This is a genomic window from Bradyrhizobium sp. B039 (genome assembly GCF_038965675.1).
Taxonomy (GTDB): Bacteria; Pseudomonadota; Alphaproteobacteria; order Rhizobiales; family Xanthobacteraceae; genus Bradyrhizobium; species Bradyrhizobium diazoefficiens.
In genome coordinates, this window is record NZ_CP152416.1 from 8170834 (window position 1) to 8190272 (window position 19439).

Annotated in this window: 17 protein-coding genes; 10 read left to right on the forward strand and 7 right to left on the reverse strand. The window is 65.7% G+C overall.

Annotated features, from left to right (window positions below; genetic code table 11):
* Positions 1–24 precede the first annotated feature (24 nt).
* Complete coding sequence (locus tag AAFG50_RS38485) at positions 25–597, reverse strand: cob(I)yrinic acid a,c-diamide adenosyltransferase (protein WP_011084194.1); 573 nt, start codon at positions 595–597, stop codon at positions 25–27.
* 2 nt (positions 598–599) lie between these two features.
* Entirely contained in the window at positions 600–794 is a 195-nt protein-coding gene (locus AAFG50_RS38490) for a twin transmembrane helix small protein (RefSeq protein WP_028173548.1), read from the reverse strand.
* Between the two features lie 334 nt (positions 795–1128).
* On the opposite strand from AAFG50_RS38490, the gene AAFG50_RS38495 reads away from it, so the two are divergent.
* Complete coding sequence (locus tag AAFG50_RS38495; RefSeq protein ID WP_011084192.1) at positions 1129–2022, forward strand: YihY/virulence factor BrkB family protein; 894 nt, start codon at positions 1129–1131, stop codon at positions 2020–2022.
* Here the strand turns inward: AAFG50_RS38495 and AAFG50_RS38500 are convergent.
* Positions 1949–3223 carry an ATP-binding protein gene (locus AAFG50_RS38500; protein ID WP_028173549.1) on the reverse strand — a complete coding sequence of 425 codons (1275 nt, stop codon included), beginning with the start codon at positions 3221–3223 and terminating at the stop codon, positions 1949–1951. The genes AAFG50_RS38495 and AAFG50_RS38500 overlap by 74 nt on opposite strands.
* Positions 3224–3295: 72 nt before the next feature.
* Complete coding sequence (gluQRS, locus tag AAFG50_RS38505) at positions 3296–4201, reverse strand: tRNA glutamyl-Q(34) synthetase GluQRS (protein WP_028173550.1); 906 nt, start codon at positions 4199–4201, stop codon at positions 3296–3298.
* Positions 4202–4379: 178 nt separating this feature from the next.
* Here gluQRS and AAFG50_RS38510 point away from each other — a divergent pair, with 178 nt between their 5' ends.
* From AAFG50_RS38510 to AAFG50_RS38530, 5 genes are all read left to right on the forward strand, one after another.
* On the forward strand, positions 4380–5120 hold the full coding sequence (locus AAFG50_RS38510; protein ID WP_011084189.1) for a DNA-3-methyladenine glycosylase: 741 nt from the start codon (positions 4380–4382) through the stop codon (positions 5118–5120).
* Positions 5117–6202 carry a DUF2855 family protein gene (locus tag AAFG50_RS38515; protein WP_028173551.1) on the forward strand — a complete coding sequence of 362 codons (1086 nt, stop codon included), beginning with the start codon at positions 5117–5119 and terminating at the stop codon, positions 6200–6202. The genes AAFG50_RS38510 and AAFG50_RS38515 overlap by 4 nt, the downstream gene beginning before the upstream one ends.
* A gap of 139 nt (positions 6203–6341) precedes the next feature.
* Entirely contained in the window at positions 6342–8120 is a 1779-nt protein-coding gene (locus AAFG50_RS38520; RefSeq protein ID WP_028173552.1) for an NAD(P)/FAD-dependent oxidoreductase, read from the forward strand.
* A gap of 123 nt (positions 8121–8243) precedes the next feature.
* Positions 8244–9218 (forward strand): peptidyl-alpha-hydroxyglycine alpha-amidating lyase family protein, encoded by a 975-nt coding sequence (locus AAFG50_RS38525; protein ID WP_028173553.1) that lies wholly within the window; start codon positions 8244–8246, stop codon positions 9216–9218.
* A 215-nt stretch (positions 9219–9433) separates the two neighbouring features.
* On the forward strand, positions 9434–9991 hold the full coding sequence (locus AAFG50_RS38530; RefSeq protein WP_028173554.1) for an HNH endonuclease: 558 nt from the start codon (positions 9434–9436) through the stop codon (positions 9989–9991).
* A gap of 15 nt (positions 9992–10006) precedes the next feature.
* Here the strand turns inward: AAFG50_RS38530 and AAFG50_RS38535 are convergent, their stop codons facing one another.
* Together AAFG50_RS38535 and AAFG50_RS38540 are read right to left on the reverse strand one after the other, a co-directional pair.
* Entirely contained in the window at positions 10007–11467 is a 1461-nt protein-coding gene (locus AAFG50_RS38535) for a GH1 family beta-glucosidase (RefSeq protein ID WP_028173555.1), read from the reverse strand.
* 2 nt (positions 11468–11469) lie between these two features.
* The gene (locus AAFG50_RS38540) at positions 11470–12471 is read right to left on the reverse strand and encodes a glycoside hydrolase family 16 protein (RefSeq protein WP_028173556.1); all 1002 of its coding nucleotides are present in this window, start codon (positions 12469–12471) and stop codon (positions 11470–11472) included.
* Positions 12472–12933: 462 nt separating this feature from the next.
* On the opposite strand from AAFG50_RS38540, the gene AAFG50_RS38545 reads away from it, so the two are divergent.
* Positions 12934–13155 carry a dodecin gene (locus AAFG50_RS38545; protein ID WP_011084181.1) on the forward strand — a complete coding sequence of 74 codons (222 nt, stop codon included), beginning with the start codon at positions 12934–12936 and terminating at the stop codon, positions 13153–13155.
* Between the two features lie 179 nt (positions 13156–13334).
* Entirely contained in the window at positions 13335–15239 is a 1905-nt protein-coding gene (locus AAFG50_RS38550; RefSeq protein ID WP_028173557.1) for a sensor domain-containing diguanylate cyclase, read from the forward strand.
* Here AAFG50_RS38550 and AAFG50_RS38555 read toward each other — a convergent pair.
* Positions 15161–17266, reverse strand: a complete 2106-nt coding sequence (locus AAFG50_RS38555; RefSeq protein WP_028173558.1) for an autotransporter-associated beta strand repeat-containing protein — start codon at positions 17264–17266, stop codon at positions 15161–15163. The genes AAFG50_RS38550 and AAFG50_RS38555 overlap by 79 nt on opposite strands.
* A gap of 404 nt (positions 17267–17670) precedes the next feature.
* On the opposite strand from AAFG50_RS38555, the gene AAFG50_RS38560 reads away from it, so the two are divergent.
* On the forward strand, positions 17671–18690 hold the full coding sequence (locus AAFG50_RS38560; RefSeq protein WP_161537180.1) for a helix-turn-helix domain-containing protein: 1020 nt from the start codon (positions 17671–17673) through the stop codon (positions 18688–18690).
* Between the two features lie 143 nt (positions 18691–18833).
* Positions 18834–19424 carry an HAD family phosphatase gene (locus AAFG50_RS38565; RefSeq protein ID WP_049832497.1) on the forward strand — a complete coding sequence of 197 codons (591 nt, stop codon included), beginning with the start codon at positions 18834–18836 and terminating at the stop codon, positions 19422–19424.
* Positions 19425–19439: the final 15 nt, after the last annotated feature.

Sequence of the window (19439 nt, forward strand, 5' to 3'; positions counted from 1 at the left end):
TTAGAAATGCGCCGCTCCAATGGGTCAGCGGTTCTGGCCTGGAACCCAGAGCACGTCGCCGGCGCCGTTATGGTTGGCGGCGCGGCTGGCCACGAACAGGAAGTCCGACAGGCGATTCATATACTGGATACCAGCAGCGCCGACCGGCTCGCCCGGCTGGGCAGCCAGTTCCACCATCACGCGTTCCGCCCTGCGGCATATCGTGCGTGCGACATGGAGGTAGGCGGCAGCGGGCGTTCCCCCCGGCAGCACGAAGGAAGTGAGCGGCGCGAGCTTGTCGTTGAGCGCGTCGATGTCGTGCTCGAGCCGCTCGACCTGGCTTGCCACCACCCGCAGCCGTTCCACCTTGCCCTCACGCTCGGGCACGGCGAGGTCGGCACCGAGATCGAACAGGTCGTTCTGGATGCGGCCGAGCATCGCATCGAACTCGGGCGCATCATGGGTATGGAGACGCACGACGCCGATCGCGGCATTGGTCTCGTCCACCGTGCCATAGGCCTCGATGCGCAAATCATACTTCGGACGGCGTTCGCCCGAGCCGAGCGCTGTCGTGCCGTCGTCACCAGTCTTCGTATAGATGCGATTCAGCACAACCATGTTCAACGCCCCATCGCCCAGACCGCGATCATGGCAATGACAATCGCCACGAACTGCAGCAGCACGCGCCAGCGCATCAGCTTCTGCGAGGTGTTGGGCGAGCCGCCGCGCATCATGTTGACGAGACCGAGCAGCAGCACCAACGCCACGGCACCGGCTGCCGCCGGCAGGATGAAAGTACTCAGGATAAATGCCATCGGGGGTAGATAACACCGTGCGCGCCGGTCCGCTATCTCCCCCCACCCGTCATTCCGGGGCGCGCCAACGGGTCCGCAACGCGGCCCGGTGGCGCGAGCCCGGAATCCATCAAGCTGCGTCACGCGCGGCGAAATGGATTCCGGGCTCGATGCTCCGGGTCGTGCTTTGCGCGGTCCCGTCACATCGCCCCGGAATGACGACTGGGTTGGTCGCCGATCTGGCTTTTAAGCCAATAATATCAGAAGCTAGCTGGATGATTTCTGATCTGCATAGGTCGCCTGTCTTCTTTGCCTCTCCCGGCAAGCGGGGAGATGGTATGCGCCGGGGCAAGCCGTGAAAGCCATCCGCTACATCTACGTCGTCGTGATGGATGCGTTCTACACGTTCCTGGCCGACGACGGCTGGGCGATCGCGAGCCACATCGCGCTGTCGACATTGATGGCGCTGTTCCCGTTCCTGATCGTGCTGACCTCGCTCGCCGGCTTCTTCGGTTCCAAGGAGCTCGCCGACCAGGCCGCCAGCCTGATGCTCGAGGTCTGGCCCAAGCAGGTCGCCGACAGCCTTTCCGGCGAGATCCACGACGTGCTGACCACGACCCGCACCGGCGTGCTGACCATCGGCGCGGCGCTGTCGGTCTATTTCGCCTCGAACGGAGTCGAGGCGCTCCGCGTCGCGCTCAACCGCGCCTATGCGGTGGTGGAGATGCGGCGCTGGTATTGGCTGCGGCTGGAGTCGATCGGCTATACGCTGGTTGCGGCCTTCACCGCGCTTGCCATGGCGTTCCTGATCGTGCTCGGCCCACTCATCATCGAGGCGACGCGACGCCACATCCCGCTGTTCGTCGAGTCCAACGAGAGCATCCTCACCTGGCTGCGCTACGGCATCACCATCGGCGCGCTGGTGGTGGCGCTGATCATCCTGCATGCGTGGGTGCCGGCGGGGCGGCGCAGCTTCCTCCAGATCCTGCCCGGCATCGTCTTCACCATGGTGGCGTCGCTGATCTCGGGCATCGTGTTCGGGCAATATCTGGCGCGCTTCGCCAACAATTACGTGACGATGTATGCGGGGCTGGCCTCGGTGATCATCGCGCTGGTGTTTCTGTATTTCATCGCCGCGATCTTCGTCTACGGCGGCGAGCTCAACGCCGCGATCATCAAGTCGCGGCTACCTCACGGCGTGTCGCTTCAAGCAGCGCAGTCGCTAAAGCACGCGGAGACACGGGCTTGACCAGGAAGGCGTCGGCGCCCGCCTCGCGCGAGGCCGCCTCGTCCTCGCCGCGCCCGGAGACGCCGATGATGGGTATTTGAGCGAGCGGCGCCGGCATGGTGCGGATCCGCCGGATGGCCTCGACGCCGTCGATGCCCGGCAGCACCATGTCCATCAGCACCGCGTCGAAGGCCCCCTGTGCCAGCCGGTTCACCGCGTCCTCGCCGCGCCCGATGAACTCGGCATGATGGCCGAGCTCGGTCAAAATGGTGTTGAGCACGACGCGACCGAACGGATTGTCCTCGACGCTGAGCACGCGCAGCGCGGCCGCCGCATCGGCCTCGGCTTCGCCCTTCGCCTTGCGGGACCTGGCCGGTCCCGCCGCGTCCAGCGTCACGGTCAATGTGAAGGTGGCGCCGCCGCCGCGCCGCGGTGCGACCGAGATGTCGCCACCCATCCCGCGCGCCAGCTGCTTCACCGAGGATAGCCCCAAGCCCGCGCCGCCGAAGCGCGAGGCGATGGTGACATTGGCCTGGGTGAACGGGCGGAACAGCCGCTTGATCTCGGCCATGGTCAGGCCGATGCCGCTGTCGGACACCGCGAAGGCGACGCCGACCCTGCCCTTCATCTTGTCGTTTTTCTTGCCTTTGGCTGGACGCCAAGGCGCGACCACGAGCGCCACGCCGCCCTGGTCGGTGAACTTCACCGCATTGTCGATGAGGTTCTCGAGTGCAGCGCGCAGGCGGACGGGATCGCCGACCACCAGCCCTGGCAGCTTTTCGGAGAGCTCGACCTGGGCCTGGAGGCCCTTGGCCGCGGCGCGCCCGGCGAGCGAATCGCCGGCGCTGCGGGCCAGCGCCCGCAGGTCGAACAGATCCTGCCGCAGCGCGCCGCCACCCTTCCCGGCCCCCTTGCCGGTTCGGGCGGCGTCCACGAACAGGGTGGCGAGGCTCGCCAGATGCTCGGCACCGGCCTTGATGGTGTCAGCCCAGCGCCGCTCCCGCTCCCCGAGATCCGAGGTCGCGAGCAGGTCGCTGATCGCGAGAATGCCGGTCAGGGGCGTGCGGACCTCATGGGCAAAGGCGGCAAGCGCCGCCTGGACCACGTCCGGCGCGACCACTTTGGTGGTGCGCTTGCGCACCTTTCCGGCCGCCCCGGACCGCTTCCGAGGCAATCGCCTGGACGTCCGCGTAGTGCGCGCTGGGCGCGTTTTCGCCGCCATAATTCCCCTTCGAAGTATCCCCTTCGAACCCCCGGGCCGTCAGTCGAGCATGGCACGGCGGAACCCCTGGAGTCACGGCGGTGTTTGGCTAAACCCCAGAGAAACTTCACCTAATCCCACCAGAGCGCGGATGCCGACGGGCGATGCACCGGCGTCGCGTAACTCCCGCAAGCCGGTCGAGCGGCTCGATTTCGACAGCTTCCGCCCGGCTTCATCCCGAATCAGGGCGTGGTGGCGGTAGGCGGGTTCCGGCAGGCCAAGCAGGGTTTGCAGCAGGCGGTGGACGGAGGTGGCGTGAAACAGGTCCTGGCCGCGCACCACCTCGCTGATCCCCTGGAGGCCGTCGTCGACGACCACGGACAAATGGTAGCTGGTCGGCGTCTCCTTGCGAGCCAGGATCACGTCTCCCCAGGCCTCCGGCCGCGCGGGAACGACGCCCCTCTCGCCCTCCGGCCCCTCGCCGAGCTCATTCCAGGCCAGACTGGCAACGCGCCGGCAGGCGGCCGCCATGTCGAGCCGGAGCGCATAGGGCGCGCCGGATGCGATCAACCGCGCCTGCTCGCCGGCGGACAGCGACTTGGCGTCTCCGGGATACAGCGGCGCGCCGTCGGGATCGCGCGGCCACGGCCCATCGGCCTCGCGCGCGGCCACAAGTCTTGCGATCTCGGCGCGGCTTTCGAAGGCGGGATAGACGAGGCCGAGCGCAGAGAGCTTTTCCAGCGCGGCGCGGTAATCGGAAAGATGCTCCGACTGCCGGCGCACCGGTGTTTCCCAGGCAATGCCGAGCCAGGCGAGATCCTCGTAGATCGCCGCCTCGAACTCAGGCCGGCAGCGCGTCGCATCGATGTCCTCGATCCGCAGCAACAGCCGCCCGCCGGCCTCCCGCGCGCGGTCGAAGTTGAGCAACGCCGAATAGGCGTGGCCGAGATGCAGGAAGCCGTTCGGGCTCGGAGCAAATCGGAAAACGGGTGGCGACATATGACAGGATCTCGTGATGGCCGGGCTTGACCCGGCCATCCATCTTCCATGACTCTGTTACGATGGGAGATGGATGCGCGGGTCCCGCCTACGCCGAAGGCATCAACGGGCTTTTCGGTATTGGGCCAGCGCAGCTTTAGCAGAGACGGCAAGCCCGCGCATGACGAGTTAGGCCACAATGACCATCCACCTCGAAACCCAGTCCGATCTCGAAGAGGCCGTCCACGCGCTGGTGAAGCGCGATCCTCGGCTCAAGCCCGTGCTTGCGGCTGCGGGCATGCCGGCCTTGCGGCGACGCGAACCGGGCTTCCCCGGGCTCGCGCATATCGTCTGCGGGCAGCAGCTCTCGACCGCCAGCGCCGCGGCGATCTGGGGACGGCTGTCGGCCGCGTTAGATCCGTTCGATCATGAGGCGGTGGGCCGCGCGCGCACCGACCGGCTGGGACGGCTTGGCCTGTCCGCCGCCAAGATCAAGACGCTGAAACATCTTGCGCGCGAGATCACGGCGGAGCGGCTGAACCTCGACGTGCTCGCCGAGGAAGATGCCGACGCCGCGCATCACACGCTGATCTCGCTGCCCGGCATCGGACCGTGGACGGCGGACGTCTATCTCCTGTTTTGCCTCGGCCATGGCGATGCCTGGCCGGCCGGCGACCTCGCGGTGCAGGAGGGCATCAAGATCGGCCTCGGCCTTCAGGCACGGCCGACGGAGAAGCAGATGGTGCCGCTCGCCGAACCCTGGCGTCCGCTGCGCGGCGCGGCGGCGCATCTGTGGTGGAGCTATTACCGCGCGGTGAAGAAACGCGAGGGCGTGCTCGCGGGCGAGGCGAACGCCGTTTTAAACAATGTTGCTGTTGCAAAGCCCTCACAGGTGAAAGAGAAGATGCCGGCACGAAAAAAGCCGGGACCTTCGCCATGACCTCGACCGACTTCGTCGTTGCGCGCAACGATCTCGAGCAGTGCAAGCTGATCGAGACCGCCATTCCGGATGCAGCCGCGCTGCCGGCGGATGCGCTGCTGGTGAAGGTCGAGCGCTTCGCGCTCACCGCCAACAACATCACCTATGCCGTGATGGGCGACGAGCTGAAATACTGGCAGATCTTTCCGGCGCCGCAGGGTTTTGGCAACATTCCGGTATGGGGTTTTGGCGAGGTGATCGCCTCGAAACATCCCGGCGTCGCCGCCGGCGAGCGGTTGTTCGGCTATTTTCCGATGGCGACACATCTCGTCATCGAAGCCACGGACGTCAGCAAGCGCGGCTTGCGCGACGGGGCTGCGCATCGGCAAGGCGTGGCGCCGGTCTACAATCTCTACTCCCGCGTCACCGGCGACCCCGCCTACGCAGGCCGGCAGGGCGACTACCAGGCGCTATTGCGACCGCTGTTCATGCTGTCGTTCCTGGTCGACGACTTCCTCGCCGAGAACGATGATTTTGGCGCGCGGACCGTGCTGCTGTCGAGCGCCTCGAGTAAGACCGCGTTCGGCCTTGCGCATCTGTTGCACACACGCGGCCGCAAGGTGATCGGCCTGACCTCAGCCGGTAATACCGGCTTCGTGACGTCGCTCGGATGTTACGACGAGGTCGTCACCTATGACCGCGTGACGTCCTTGCCATCGAATGCGCCGGTCGCCTTCGTCGACATGGCCGGCAGCAGCGCCCTGCGCGCCGAACTGCACCGGCATTTTGGCGACCAGATGAAATGCTCGGTGCGCGTCGGTTTGACACATCGCGCCACCGAGGCCGACGAAGGAGCCCTGCCCGGCGCAAAACCGCGCTGGTTCTTCGCGCCGGACCATATTCGCAAGCGGACGAAGGATTGGGGGCCTGGCGGCATCGAGCAGCGCTTTGGCGCGGCATGGTCGGGCTTCGCGCCGCTGCTGGAGAAATGCCTGCGTGTGATCGAGAGCCGCGGGCCGGAGGCGGTGCAGCGCATTTATCTCGACACGTTGAAGGGGCGCATTCCGCCCGAGCAGGGCCATATGCTCTCGCTGCTCGGGTAAAGCGCTTTTGACATCGGCTGATCCAGTATAGCGTTCGACCTCTATTATTATTGGAGCATGATCTCTTCGGAAAACCGCTACACACTTTTCCGGATCATGCTCCAGAGGAAACGCCGCGAAGACGGCCACGAGGTCGCGAATGCTGGACAGGACGAAGGATATTTCCGTCGCCGCGCAGGCCTGGCTCGATGAATTCGCGGGCGCGCTAGGCAACCCGGAACCCGCCACCGCGCTGGACCTCCTCTTCCTCCCCGACAGCTTTTGGCGCGATGTGCTGGCGCTGAGCTGGAACTTGCAAACGCTGGCCGGCCGCAGCGCAATCGCGCAGGCGTTGGCCGCGCTCGCGTCCGGGGCTGCACCGACCCATTTCGAGATCGCACCGAACCGTGCGCCACCGCGCTGGGTGACGCGCGCCGGCACCAGCAACATCGAAGCCATCTTCAATTTCGAGACCGCGCTCGGCCGCGGCAGCGGCATCCTGCGGCTCGTGCCTGATAGCACCGACGGTGACCGGTTGAAGGCGTGGACGCTGCTGACCGCGCTCGACGAACTCAAAGGCTTCGAGGAACAGCTCGGCACGTCACGGCCGCGCGGCCAGGCCTATTCGCGCGATTTCCGCGGGCCGAACTGGCTCGACCAGCGCAACACGTCGCGCGACTACGCCGATCGCGACCCGGCCGTGCTGGTGGTCGGCGGCGGCCAGGCCGGGCTCGCCATCGCGGCACGGCTGAAGCAGTTGAAGGTCGATACCTTGATCGTCGATCGCGAGGCGCGGATCGGCGACAATTGGCGCAAGCGCTATCACGCGCTCACCCTGCACAACCAAGTGCAGGTCAATCACCTGCCCTACATGCCGTTCCCTGCGAACTGGCCGGTCTATATCCCCAAGGACAAGCTCGCCAACTGGTTCGAAGCCTATGTCGATGCCATGGAGCTGAACTTCTGGACCGGCACCGAGTTCGAGGGCGGCGCTTACGACGAGGCGAAAGGCCGCTGGACCGTCACGCTGCGCCGCGCGGACGGCGGCAAGCGCACCATGTATCCGCGCCATGTGGTGATGGCGACCGGCGTCAGCGGCATCGCCAATGTTCCTCACATCCCAACGCTCGAGAATTTCAGGGGTACGCTGGTGCATTCCAGCCGCTACGAGGACGGCGAAAACTGGACAGGCAAGCGCGCCATCGTCATCGGCACCGGCAACAGCGGCCACGACATCGCGCAAGACCTCCACTCCAGCGGCGCCGAGGTGACCCTGGTGCAGCGCTCGCCGACGCTGGTCACCAATATCGAGCCGTCGGCGCAGTTGGCCTATGCGACCTACAATGAGGGCACGCTCGAGGACAACGATCTGATCGCGACCTCGATGCCGACGCCGCTGGCGAAGAAGACCCATGTGATGCTGACGGAGCAGTCGAAGGAGCTCGACAGGGAGCTGCTCGACGGCCTCTCCCGCGTCGGCTTCAAGCTCGATTTCGGCGAGGCCGGCACCGGCTGGCAGTTCAAATACCTCACCCGCGGCGGCGGTTATTATTTCAACGTCGGCTGCTCCAACCTCATCGCCGAGGGGGCGATCAAGCTCAGGCAGTTTTCCGACATCGAAAGCTTCGTCGCCGAGGGCGTTCGGATGAAGGACGGCACGACCATTCCGGCCGACCTGATCGTGCTCTCGACCGGCTACAAGCCGCAGGAATATCTGGTGCGAAAGCTGTTCGGCGATGGCGTCGCCGATCGCGTCGGCCCGGTCTGGGGATTTGGCGAAGGCTTCGAGCTGCGCAACATGTATGCGCGCACGAAGCAGCCCGGCCTCTGGTTCATCGCCGGCAGCCTCGCGCAGTGCCGGATCAACTCGAAATATCTCGCGCTCCAGATCAAGGCCATCGAGGAAGGGATTTTGGGGCGTGAGGTGGATACAAGGTAACACACACGTCATTCCGGGGCGCGCGTAGCGCGAGCCCGGAATCCATCTACCCCCGGGATATGCGGCCCGATGGATTCCGGGTTCACGCTACGCGCGCCCCGGAATGACAAGAGGAGAAACCCAATGCCAGCCATTCTCGGCACCGGCGAGCACCGCTACCGCGTCGTCGAAAACTTCGCGAAACTTCCGGACGGCTGGCAGCTCACCGACGTCGCCGCGGTCGCGGTCGACAGCCTCGACCGCGTCTATGTCTTCAACCGCGGCGCCCATCCGATGGTGGTGCTGGATCGCGAGGGCAATTTCCTGCGCAGTTGGGGCGAGGGCCTGTTCTCGCGCGCGCACGGCCTGCACATCGATGCCGACGACAATCTCTACTGCACCGACGACGGCGACCATACCGTGCGCAAATGCACCAGCGACGGCAAGGTGCTGCTGACGATCGGGATCCCCGCAAAGCCGGCGCCGTTCATGAGCGGCGAGCCGTTCCACCGCTGCACCCACACCGCATTGTCGCCGAAAGGCGAGATCTATGTCTCCGACGGCTATGGCAATGCGCGCGTGCACAAGTTCACGCCGGACGGCAAGCTGATCAAGAGCTGGGGCGAGCCCGGCACCGACCCCGGCCAGTTCAACATCGTGCACAACATCGCCACCGATTCCGATGGCTGGGTCTACGTCGCCGACCGCGAGAACCATCGCGTGCAGGTGTTCAATGGCGAGGGCAAATACGAGACGCAGTGGAACAACCTGCACCGGCCCTGCGCGCTGTGCTGCTGCGGCGGCAGGAGCCCGACCTTCGTGATCGGCGAGCTGGGCCCCGGCCTCGATATCAACCGCAATGTGCCCAATCTCGGCCCGCGGCTGTCGATCGTGGACGCCAAGGGAAATCACATCGCGCGGCTCGGCGGCGAGGAAGGTCCGGGTGTGGCCAGCGGCAAATTCCTGGCCCCCCACGGCATCGCGCTGGACTCGAAGGGCGACATCTACGTCGGCGAGGTCGGTGTCACCAACTGGGCGACAAGCTTCCCGGACCAGGAGATGCCGGCCGTCGTGCGCGCAACCCGGTGCTTGCAGAAGCTGGAACGGGTACGGGAGTAGCCGCCGCGGCAAGCCACGACGCGCCGCCAAAGGCGGTTCCGCGCCAGTTGCCGGCCCCGCCCCGAATCGCGGCGTTTTTGAGCGCTTTTGCCACCCCGCCGCCGCATTGCCTGCGCCTGAATAAGTCGCTCAACGGGCTTCACAATCCCGTCACGCTGCATGTAGTATGTCAATACATGCTGCTTCGCAGCGTACATGGAGGCCGGGAGCGTTACTTGAACGCACATGTCTCGCAAGGCAGTTGGCCGGTGTTGGTGCTGAATGCGGACTTCCGGCCGCTGAGTTACTATCCACTGTCTCTGTGGTCGTGGCAGGACGCGATCAAGGCGGTGTTCCTCGACCGCGTCAACATCGTCGCGCATTACGATCAGGCGGTCCGAAGTCCCACGCTGGAAATGCAGCTGCCAAGCGTGGTCTCGCTCAAATCCTTCGTCAAGCCGACCACCCACCCCGCCTTCACCCGGTTCAACGTCTTCCTGCGCGATCGTTTCGCCTGCCAATATTGCGGCTCGCCCGAAGACCTCACCTTCGATCACATCATCCCGCGCAGCAAGGGCGGCCAGACCACCTGGGAAAACGTGGTCGCGGCGTGCTCGCCCTGTAATCTGCGCAAGGGCAACCTTACGCCTGCGCAAGCCAAGATGTTTCCGCGCCAGAGCGCCTTCGCGCCGACCGTGCACCAGCTCCACCGCAACGGCCGCATGTTCCCGCCGAACTACCTGCACGACAGCTGGCTGGACTATCTCTACTGGGATACCGAACTGGATCCGTAGGGTCGGCGCGCAACCTCAAACCCCGATCGCGTTCCTCGCCACCACGTCGCGATAGAACGCCGCGCTCAGTTTCGCGACCCTCGCCTGCGTCTCGAAGTCGACCCGGTAGAGGCCGAAGCGTTTGCCGTAGCCAAAAATCCACTCGAAATTGTCCATCAGGCTCCAGAGGAAATAACCGCGGATCGGCACGCCCTCGGCGACGGCGCGCTGCATCTGGGTCAGATAGTTGCGCAGGAACATGATGCGGTCGAGGTCGTAGACCTGGCCGTCGGCGGCGATCCTATCCTCGGACGAGGTGCCGTTCTCGCTGATGTAGATGGTCTCGATGTTCCAGATCTTCGCGGCAAGGCGCGGCGCCCAGTAGATCACTTCGGGGCCGACCCGCAGCCATTCCGAATTCATGTGCGGGAACGAGGTGGGGAACGGCAGCACGTGGAAGCCGGGCGCGCGGTCGGAGGCGGTGACATAGAACTGCGGCGCGTAGATGTTGAGGCCGACGAAGTCGTTCGGCGCACCGATGATCTTCAATTCCTCGGCCGTGAATTTCGGCGCGTCCGCGCCGGCATAGGCGAGGAAGCCGTCGGTATATCTGCCCTCCAGCACCACGCCGAGGAAGCCGGCATTGAGCTCGCGCGTGGCGATCTCGGCGGCACGGATGTTTTCGGGCGTTGCGATCACCGGCACGCAGGCCGCGATATTCTCGGCTGCGCCGACCCTTGTGCCGGCGCGCCCCGAGGCGCGAATCGCCTGCACGGCAAGCCCGTGCGCCAGCGCGACGTGATGGCGGGCCTGATTGAGCTGCGCGGCCGGCAGCCTGAGGCCGGGCGCGTCGATGCCCCAGCCATAGCCGAAATTCACGAAGCGCCCGACCTCGTTCACCGTGAAGACGTTCTTGACGCGATCGGTCAGGCGTGCGGCGACGTACGCAGCGTAGTCGGCAAAGGCCTTCGAGGTGTCGCTCGACTGCCAGCCGCCGACGCGGGCCTGGAGCGACTGCGGCAAATCCCAGTGATAGAGCGTGGCGTAGGGCTCGATGCCGTTTGCGAGCAACTCGTCGACCAGGCGGTTGTAGAAATCGAGCCCCTTGGGATTGGGTTGACCCGTCCCATCAGGAAACACCCGCGGCCATGCGATCGAGAAGCGGTAGGCCTTGACGCCGAGCGCCTTGATCAGCGCGACGTCCTCCTTGTAGCGGTGATAGTGCTCGTTGGCGCGGTCGCCGGTGGAGCCGTCCTCGATCTTGCCGGGGGTGTGGCTGAAAATGTCCCAGATCGATTTGCCGCGGCCGTCCTCGTTGACGGCGCCTTCGATCTGGTAGGAAGAGGTCGCCGTGCCCCACAGGAAATCCTTCGGGAAAGGCGCACCGCGCCCGGCCGATGGCGTTTCGCTCTCCGCAGCGCGGACGCCCGTCGCGCCTCCCAGCGCGGCAAGGCCCGCCAGCTTGGCAAAACGACGCCGCGAGAAATCCGCCGACATATCTATCTCCGCGCCTGCTCCATGTCGATCTGATAGGCGGAAATCCGGTCGATCTCGAATGCGACGCTCGGCGGCGATTGCGCATCGACGGGACCGACGCCGACGAAGAACTTCGAGCCGATCGCGAGATTGACGATCAGGTACATGGGATCGTCAAAGCCGATCGGCACCTTGATGTCGGAGACCGGCTTGCGGTCGATGAAGTAGACCAGGCGATCCTCCTCCCACAGCACACCGTAATTGTGGAATGTGCTCGAAGCGTCGCCGACCGCGAAGTCGAAGCCGCAGGACTGGATCTTCTGGGTCGACGGAATCCGCCAATGCGTCGTCATCACGAGATCGCCAGGCCGCTCGCCGCGGCCTTCCAGCACATCGACCTCCGGCGGCCAGCCGCCGTCGTCCGCCAGCATCCAGAACGCAGGCCACACCGCATGACCGACCGGGACCTTGGCGCGGATTTCGAAATAGCCGTGCTTCTGCGCGAACCTGCCCTGCGTGGTCAGGATCCCGGAGATGTACTCGTTGTTGAACAGAACGGACTTCAATTCCTGCGGCGTGCGGCTCGCGACGATCGAGAGCACGCCGTCCTTCACCTTGAACGGATCAAGCCCGAGCGGCGCCGATGCGCGCCCCGTGTAGCGCGGATCGACATAGATCTGCTGCTCGCCATTGGCGCTGGTCTTGCGCTTGAAGTCGGAGCCGTCGCCGCCCCAATAGCGCGCCTCCGGCCACGCCGCACCGCCGGCATAGTGCGGCACCCAGCGTCCGCCCGACAGCGGGTGCTCGTCGAAATCCTCGTTGAACGTCCGCCGCAACGGCAGGAACATCAGCGAGGCAGGATTGACCGTTTCGAGCTTGCGGCATTCGATCATCGACGGATCGGTCGTCACTTGCAGCGACATGGTGCCGGGCGCGCCGTCGAGATCGTCCTGCACTGCGCCGATCGCGGGCACGGCGGACAGACTGATTGCGACCAAAGCGCTCTTCGTCCAACGGCCGATCATCGCTGCACATCGAAGGTATAAGGAAGCGGATTGAGGCTAACGCGCCCGCATTGGCGCGAGCAAGAGCGGCCATGCGGCGGCGCACGAATTTGAGGGTACCGCCCGCAGGCGGGAGCCATATTTTCGTGCACTTGCACAAACCGGGAACCAGCGGTGTGGGCGGGCCGGCGCTCCGTCAGGTTCGAGGTCGCCGGCGGCATATGGCTTCAGGGCCTGGACCAATCCACCGCAATACGACTGCTGACGGCGCCGCTCGCATTTCTGTCGGTCGGCATCGGCTATCTCTTCTTCACCGCGGCAACACTCGCGGGCGCGGCCTGCTCCACCTTGGCTGGCGCATGCGGGCCATCACGGAGCACGGAACCCGAAGCGCGGGCGTCCGTTCAATCTGGAGGCCCAACGCTCTCGAATACACTGCGGGAGCGGTATCCGGGCCCGTCAAAGCACAGGGGAAGACGCGCCATGCCCACAGCCGAGAAAGATCACGTCTACAAGATCCTGGAACTGGTCGGATCGTCCGAGACCTCGATCGAGGATGCGATCAAGAACGCGGTCAGCCGCGCCGCCAAGACCATCCGCGAGATGAAATGGTTCGAGGTGGTGCAGACGCGCGGCCACATCGAGAACAACGCCGTGCGCCATTACCAGGTGACGCTGCGCGTCGGGTTTACGCTGGAGGAGTGAGGCAGGAACGCCGGGCGGATCCGGCGTGAGGTCAGCGTGGTTAACATCAGCCGACGATAACCCGTCGAAACATCGAGGACCGGTTCCGGCCGAGTACGGGATTCGCACAATCAGCGCGGATGACGCAACAGGCCGTTAAGGCGAAAGTGAGAGGTTTGCACCGAAATGGAGCAAGCCTGATGAATACGGGCCGCGACCTCGGGAAAACGCGTCTTCCGCTCTGGGCGGCGGGTTTTGTCATGCTGACTTGCTTCGCCATCCTGGGCCTGAGCGGCTGGCGCGAATGGGAAACGCGCAATGCCGAGCTCAGGACCGCCGAAATCGACGTGACCAACCTCGCGCAATCGCTGATCCAGCATGCGGACGACACGTTCGAACTCGTCGATACCATCCTCGTCGGGCTGGTCCATCGGCTCGAGCTCGATGGAACGGGTCCGGACACGATCGCAAAGCTCCAGACCTATCTGCCGACCCGCAAATCATCGGACCGCATCCGCGGCATCTTCGTCTATGACGAGACCGGCCGCTGGCTTGCCACGACCGAGCAGGTCGACTTCTCCAAATTCAACAACAGCGACCGCGAATATTTCCAGCGTCATCGCGACTCGCCGGATCCGGGCACACTGATCGGACGCCCCGTCAAGAGCCGGGCCGGGGGCCAGTGGATCATCACTGCGTCGCGCCGGGTCAACCATCCCGACGGCAGCTTCGCCGGCGTTGCCCTGCTCACGATCGACGTCAGCTATTTCGTCAAGTTCTACGAGCGCTTCGACCTCGGTCCGCACAGCTCGGCGTCGCTGCTGAACAACGACGGCATCATGCTGGCGCGCAGCCACGACGAGAGCGGCGCCTTCGTCGGACGCGACCTGTCCAACGCGCCGTTGTTCAAGCAATGGAAAAGCCGTCCGGCTGCGGCAGTCTACTATTTCAAGTCGCCGCTGGATAACATGCAGCGGCTCAGCTACTACCAGCGCAGCAGCCGCTATCCCCTGATGGTGCTGGCGAGCAAGTCGCAGGACGACGTGCTGGCCCCTTGGCGCCGCGCGGCGGGCGCACGCATGACCGTTGTCGTCGGCCTCGTCCTGCTGATCGCGGCGATCGGCTTTTACCTGGTCCGTCAGCTCTTGCAGCGGCAGCGCATGGCACAGGCTCTGATCGCCAAGGAAGCCCATTTCCGCCTGCTGGCCGAGCAATCCAGCGACATGGTGACCCGGATCGGGCTGGATAACCGGCTGATCTACGTTTCTCCGTCATGCGCGCGCATCATCGGCTGGTCTTCCGACGAACTCCTGGGGACGTCGGCCGTGGCCGGGGTTCACGCGGAGGACATGGAACGGGTCGAGCAGGCCATTGCCGCGCTGAAGAATGGCGAGGCCGAGGAGGCGAGGTTCGTCTACCGTCAGCGCCATCGCGACAAGGGCGAGATCTGGGCCGAGTCGGCCCTGCACGTGACCCGGGCGTCCGACAGCGGCGAGATCGACGGCGTCGTCGCGGTGGTGCGCGACATGACCGAGCAGAAGGACTTGCAGAACAAGCTCGCCTCGCTCGCGGCGACCGACGGCCTCACCGGGCTCGCCAACCGGCGCGCATTCGATGAGCGCCTCGCGGACGAATGGGCCCGCGCCCGCCGCGATGGCACCCAACTCTCGCTCCTGCTGATCGACGTCGATCATTTCAAGGCGTTCAACGACCATTACGGACATTTGGCCGGCGACGGCTGCCTGCGTGCGCTGGGGCGGATCCTGTCCGCTCATCCCCGGCGGCCGGCCGACTTCGCGGCGCGCTACGGCGGCGAGGAGTTCGCCGTGCTGTTGCCTAACACCGACGCCGACGGCTGCGCCAGGGTCGGCGAGGAGATTCGCGGTGCGTTGCGCGACCTCGCCATGCTGCATGCACAGAATCCGCCCTCGCGGCTCGTCACCGCGAGTGTGGGCGGCGCGACGGCGTTTCCATCCGAGACCACGACCGACTCCAGCGCGCTGGTGGCGGCCGCCGACCGCGCGCTCTATGCCGCCAAGGACAGCGGCCGCGACCGGCTGGTGATGTCGGGACAGGTCGTGCCCTGGCCCGCGAGGAGCGCGTGACGCAGTCGCCGGCCTACCAGGCGTAGCGAACGCTGCCCTTGCCGGCGTAGCTGCGGGTGACGTTCGAGAACTCGCCTTCGAAGCTCGCCGCCGCGGACCAGCCGCTCAGCCAGCTCATCTCCACGGAAGCCGTGGTGAGCGCGGAGTCGCGAGCCTGCGCAGCGCCGTTGACGACGAAGCTCGCGCCCGGCAGCGCCTGGAAGGTCGCCGGTCTTGGTCAGCGCGAGCGATCCCGCACCGTCGCGGATCGTCCCCGAAAAGATCTTGGACGTGTTGTCGCCACCGGCGATCAGCGTGGCGGCGCCGCCGCTGTTGCTGACCGTGCCGGCACCTGCGAGCGAGCCGATCACATTCGAGAAGCCGGCGAGATCGAGCACGGCGCCGCCGGCGACCGTGACCGCGGAATTGCTGCCGAAAGCGCTGGTCGATCCGGCCTGCAGCGTGCCCGCGTCCACAATGGTCGGCCCGCTGTAGGTGTTGGCCCCGGACAGGATCAGCGTTCCGGCGTAACCGTTCGCTTCGTTGACGACGACGTCGCCGGAGCCGGACAGAACACCCGTGAGATTCACCGTGTTGCCGGTGAGAACGTTGTAGGTGGGATCACCTGTCGCGACGATGTTGTTGCCGACGCTGAAGCTGCCGTTGAAGTTCACGGTCACGCCCGTCGTGCCGCCATTGAGCGTCAAGGCGCCGCTGCCAAGCGCGGTGCCATTGCCGACGACAAGCGTCGTGCCCTCGTTGATGGTGGTGCCGCCGCTATAGGTATTGGCGCCCGAGAGCGTCAGCGTGCCGCCATTGCTCTTGGTGATCGCGACACTGCCGCCCTGGTCGGCGGCGTTGGTCCCGCCGCCGGGATTGCTGCCGCCGGAGCCGATATAGTCGGTGATGCCATTGGCAATGGACTGGTTGCCAGAGCCAAAGCCGAGCACGGTGCTCGTCCCGCCGGTGCCCTGGAAGAAGATGCCGGAGCCGAAGGCCGAGCCGTTGCCGCCGCCGTTGAGGCCCGTGCCGCCCGAAACGCTGCTCGTCGTTTGCGAAAGATCGCCCTGAACGGCCACCGTCCCGCCGCTCTGCACGAAGATGGCACCGCCGGCACCGAGGCCACCACCACCGGAGTTGGATCCGGTCCCACCACTGCCGCCATTGCCGGCGCCAAAGCCGCCGCTCCCGGCAGCCGTGATCCCGCCGCCGCCGCCTCCCCCGAAGCCGCCGGCACCGCCGGTCGAGGTGGACAATCCGGCTGCCGAGCCACCTCCGCCGCCGTAGCCGCCCGAACCGCCCGTTGTTGCTCCGCCCGCATTGGCACCGCCACCGCCACCGCCAAAACCGCCCGCGCCTCCAGCCACGGGCCCCCCGCCGGACGAGCCACCGCCGCCACCGCTGGCGAAACCACCGGCGCCTCCGGTCTGGGGACCACTACCGCCGTTATGCACCCCACCGCTCGAACCGCCGGCAGTGCCCGAGCTGTTGGCGTCCGAGCCGACGAATAGTCCACCGCCTCCAGCCGGAGTCAGAGGATAGGACTTGCCGCCCATGCCGCCCCCGCCGCCCACCTCTCCGAAGTTGTCCACGACGCCGCCGCCCTTGGCCTGCGTGTTCGAGACGGCGACGTTCGACAAGGTCAATGCGCCGTTGCTGGAAACGAAGACCGCGCCGCCGAGTCCGGCGCCGGCACCGGAGCCCAAACCGGCTCCGCCCTGCGCCACCGCATTGGCGATGGTCAGGCTCTTCAGTGTCACCGAATAGGTCGAGCCGGTGGTCCCGGCATCGCCGATGAAGAACGGCCGGTAGGTGCCGGCGCCGCTGATGGTCGGGTTGTTACCATTGCCGTCAATGGTGATGTTCTTGGTGATGATCGGCAGCTCGCTCAGGAGCGTGATGGTACCGCTGACCTGAAACAGGATGGTGTCGCCGCTCGTGGCGCTGGCGATCTCCCCCCGCAGGCTGCCGGCGCCGCTGTCGGCCGTAGAGGTCACCACCAGCGTCGCTGCGCGCGCCGCACCGGACAGGCCGAAGAACGATGCCATGACCGCAACACTTGCGAGCGCTGCACACCGGCGTGCACCAAGCCGAAGGCTCGTCTGCCCGATCGACAGGCACGAGGGCGGACGCAATCTGGTCGTCACGAAGAGCCTCGGACGCAAGCTGCGTGGCAACGCTGGTGATCTCGACGCGTCGTTAGCAGACTGGACACCTGCACAATGTGCCCGGTGTCTCAGGCGTGGATTTCGGTGAACAGTGATGCATGTGCGGCACATCGAGGCCGCGCGCCCGCAGCCTCGTCGAACGCCCTCATCGTCCGACGTCGCTTGCGTCCTCGTTGCCGAACCGCTACATGCGGGGGCGATGCTGGTCTGCTGCCGGGCTCAGAACATTAAGGCGCGCGACCTCGTCGAGGCGTGATGCGGACGAGACGGCGGTGAACAAGACGATGCTGGCGGACGACCCCGAACACGGGCCGAGCGCGCTGAGACAGTTGCGCGCGATGACCGTGGACATCTGCGATGTCATTGCGCTCACCGACGAGAACGATTTCCACATCACCACCACGACAGTGATGGCCGGCAACGCATTGCTGGTCGATTCTCGCGCCACTGACCTCGAATACGACCGGACGCCTGCGCACATCGCACGCGGCGGCCTCGACCACTATCAGATGACCCTCTGCATCGAAGGCGAGATGCGGTTCAGCTCCGGTCGCCGCGAGGTGACGTTGCGGCCCGGTGACATTTGCCTGCTCGACATGGCGCAGCCGAACCGGACGGTGTTTCGCGGCGGTAGCGGACGCACCCACCTGATGGCAATCATCGTGCAACGGTCGATGCTGGCGCCACGGCTCGCGCATCCGGATTCGGCGACGGCTACCCTGTTGCCGTCAGACCACCCTCACGCGCGCCTGCTCGCAAGCCATTACGCAGCGCTTGCGCTGCCGCCTGAGCCAGAGGCGGGCAGCGTCGAGGCCACGATCGAGGCCATCGCCGACATCGTTGCCGCGGCTGCGGGCGGTACGGCCGACATCGCCGAAGGCGTCGAGCGGGCCGAGCGACATCTTTATCTGGCAATGATCAAGCGCCGCATCGCGGACAATCTCGAGACCGACGCGCTCGGCGTAAGCGAGCTCTGCCGCCATTTCCAGATTTCGCGCGCGACGCTTTACCGGCTGTTCGAGGCAGATGGCGGGCTGGCGCATTACGTGAGAGAGCAGCGGCTCAATCTCGCCTTTCAGCGGCTGTTGTCGCCGGCGGCGCAGGACAAACGTCTAATCGACCTCGCTGTCGGCTTGCGGTTCAGCAGCGACTCCACCTTCATCCGGGCGTTTCGCCGCAAGTTCGGCCTGACGCCGGGCGAGCTCAGGGAGCTGACCGACACGTGGCTCCGCGAGACCGGAGCGATCCCGGCTTTCGATACAGTGTTGCACCAGCTGGCCCGCCGCCGCGCATCACGATCGTAGAGGTGTCGCGCTCATCTCGGAGCTCGGCCCGGCCTGGATTTGTCGTCCACGTTCCAGCGGGATATGACTACGAATCGACCGGACATTTAAGCCAATCCGAGAGTGCTACCGTGACTGACGCGATCAAGCTCGTCCTCTTCGACATGGACAATGTCCTGTGCAACTACGACAGGGGACAGCGTGTGGCATGCCTGGCGGAGCTCGCGGGATCGACCAGCGAGCTCGTCCACAAGGCAATCTGGGACAGCGGATTCGAGCTGCTCGGCGATTCCGGCGCTCTCGACGCCCCTGACTATCTGCGGGGCTTTGGCGAACGCATGGGCTATCCGCTGTCGCTCGACGAGTGGGTGGAGGCGCGGCGCCGCTCGATGCAGCCCGATCACGCGATGCTGGAGATTGCCCGACGTCTGCGCAAGACCGTCGATATTGCCGTCCTGACCAACAATACCACGCTGGTCGCCGACCACATCGACACGCTGCTGCCGGACTTGCGGCCGCTGTTCGGCTCCCGGATCTACACTTCGGCCCAGTTCAAGACGGCAAAGCCGGACCCGCGCTGCTATCGCCGCTGCCTGGCCGAGCTCGACGTGATGCCGCAGACCGTGCTGTTCGTCGACGATCTCCCGGCCAATGTTGCCGGCGCGCGCGAGGCGGGCCTGTTCGCGCATCACCACACGTCGGTGGAGGCTTTCAGGCAGGCCCTCTCGGCGCACGGCGTGCTTCAGGGCGAATGAATACGCCTTCCGCTT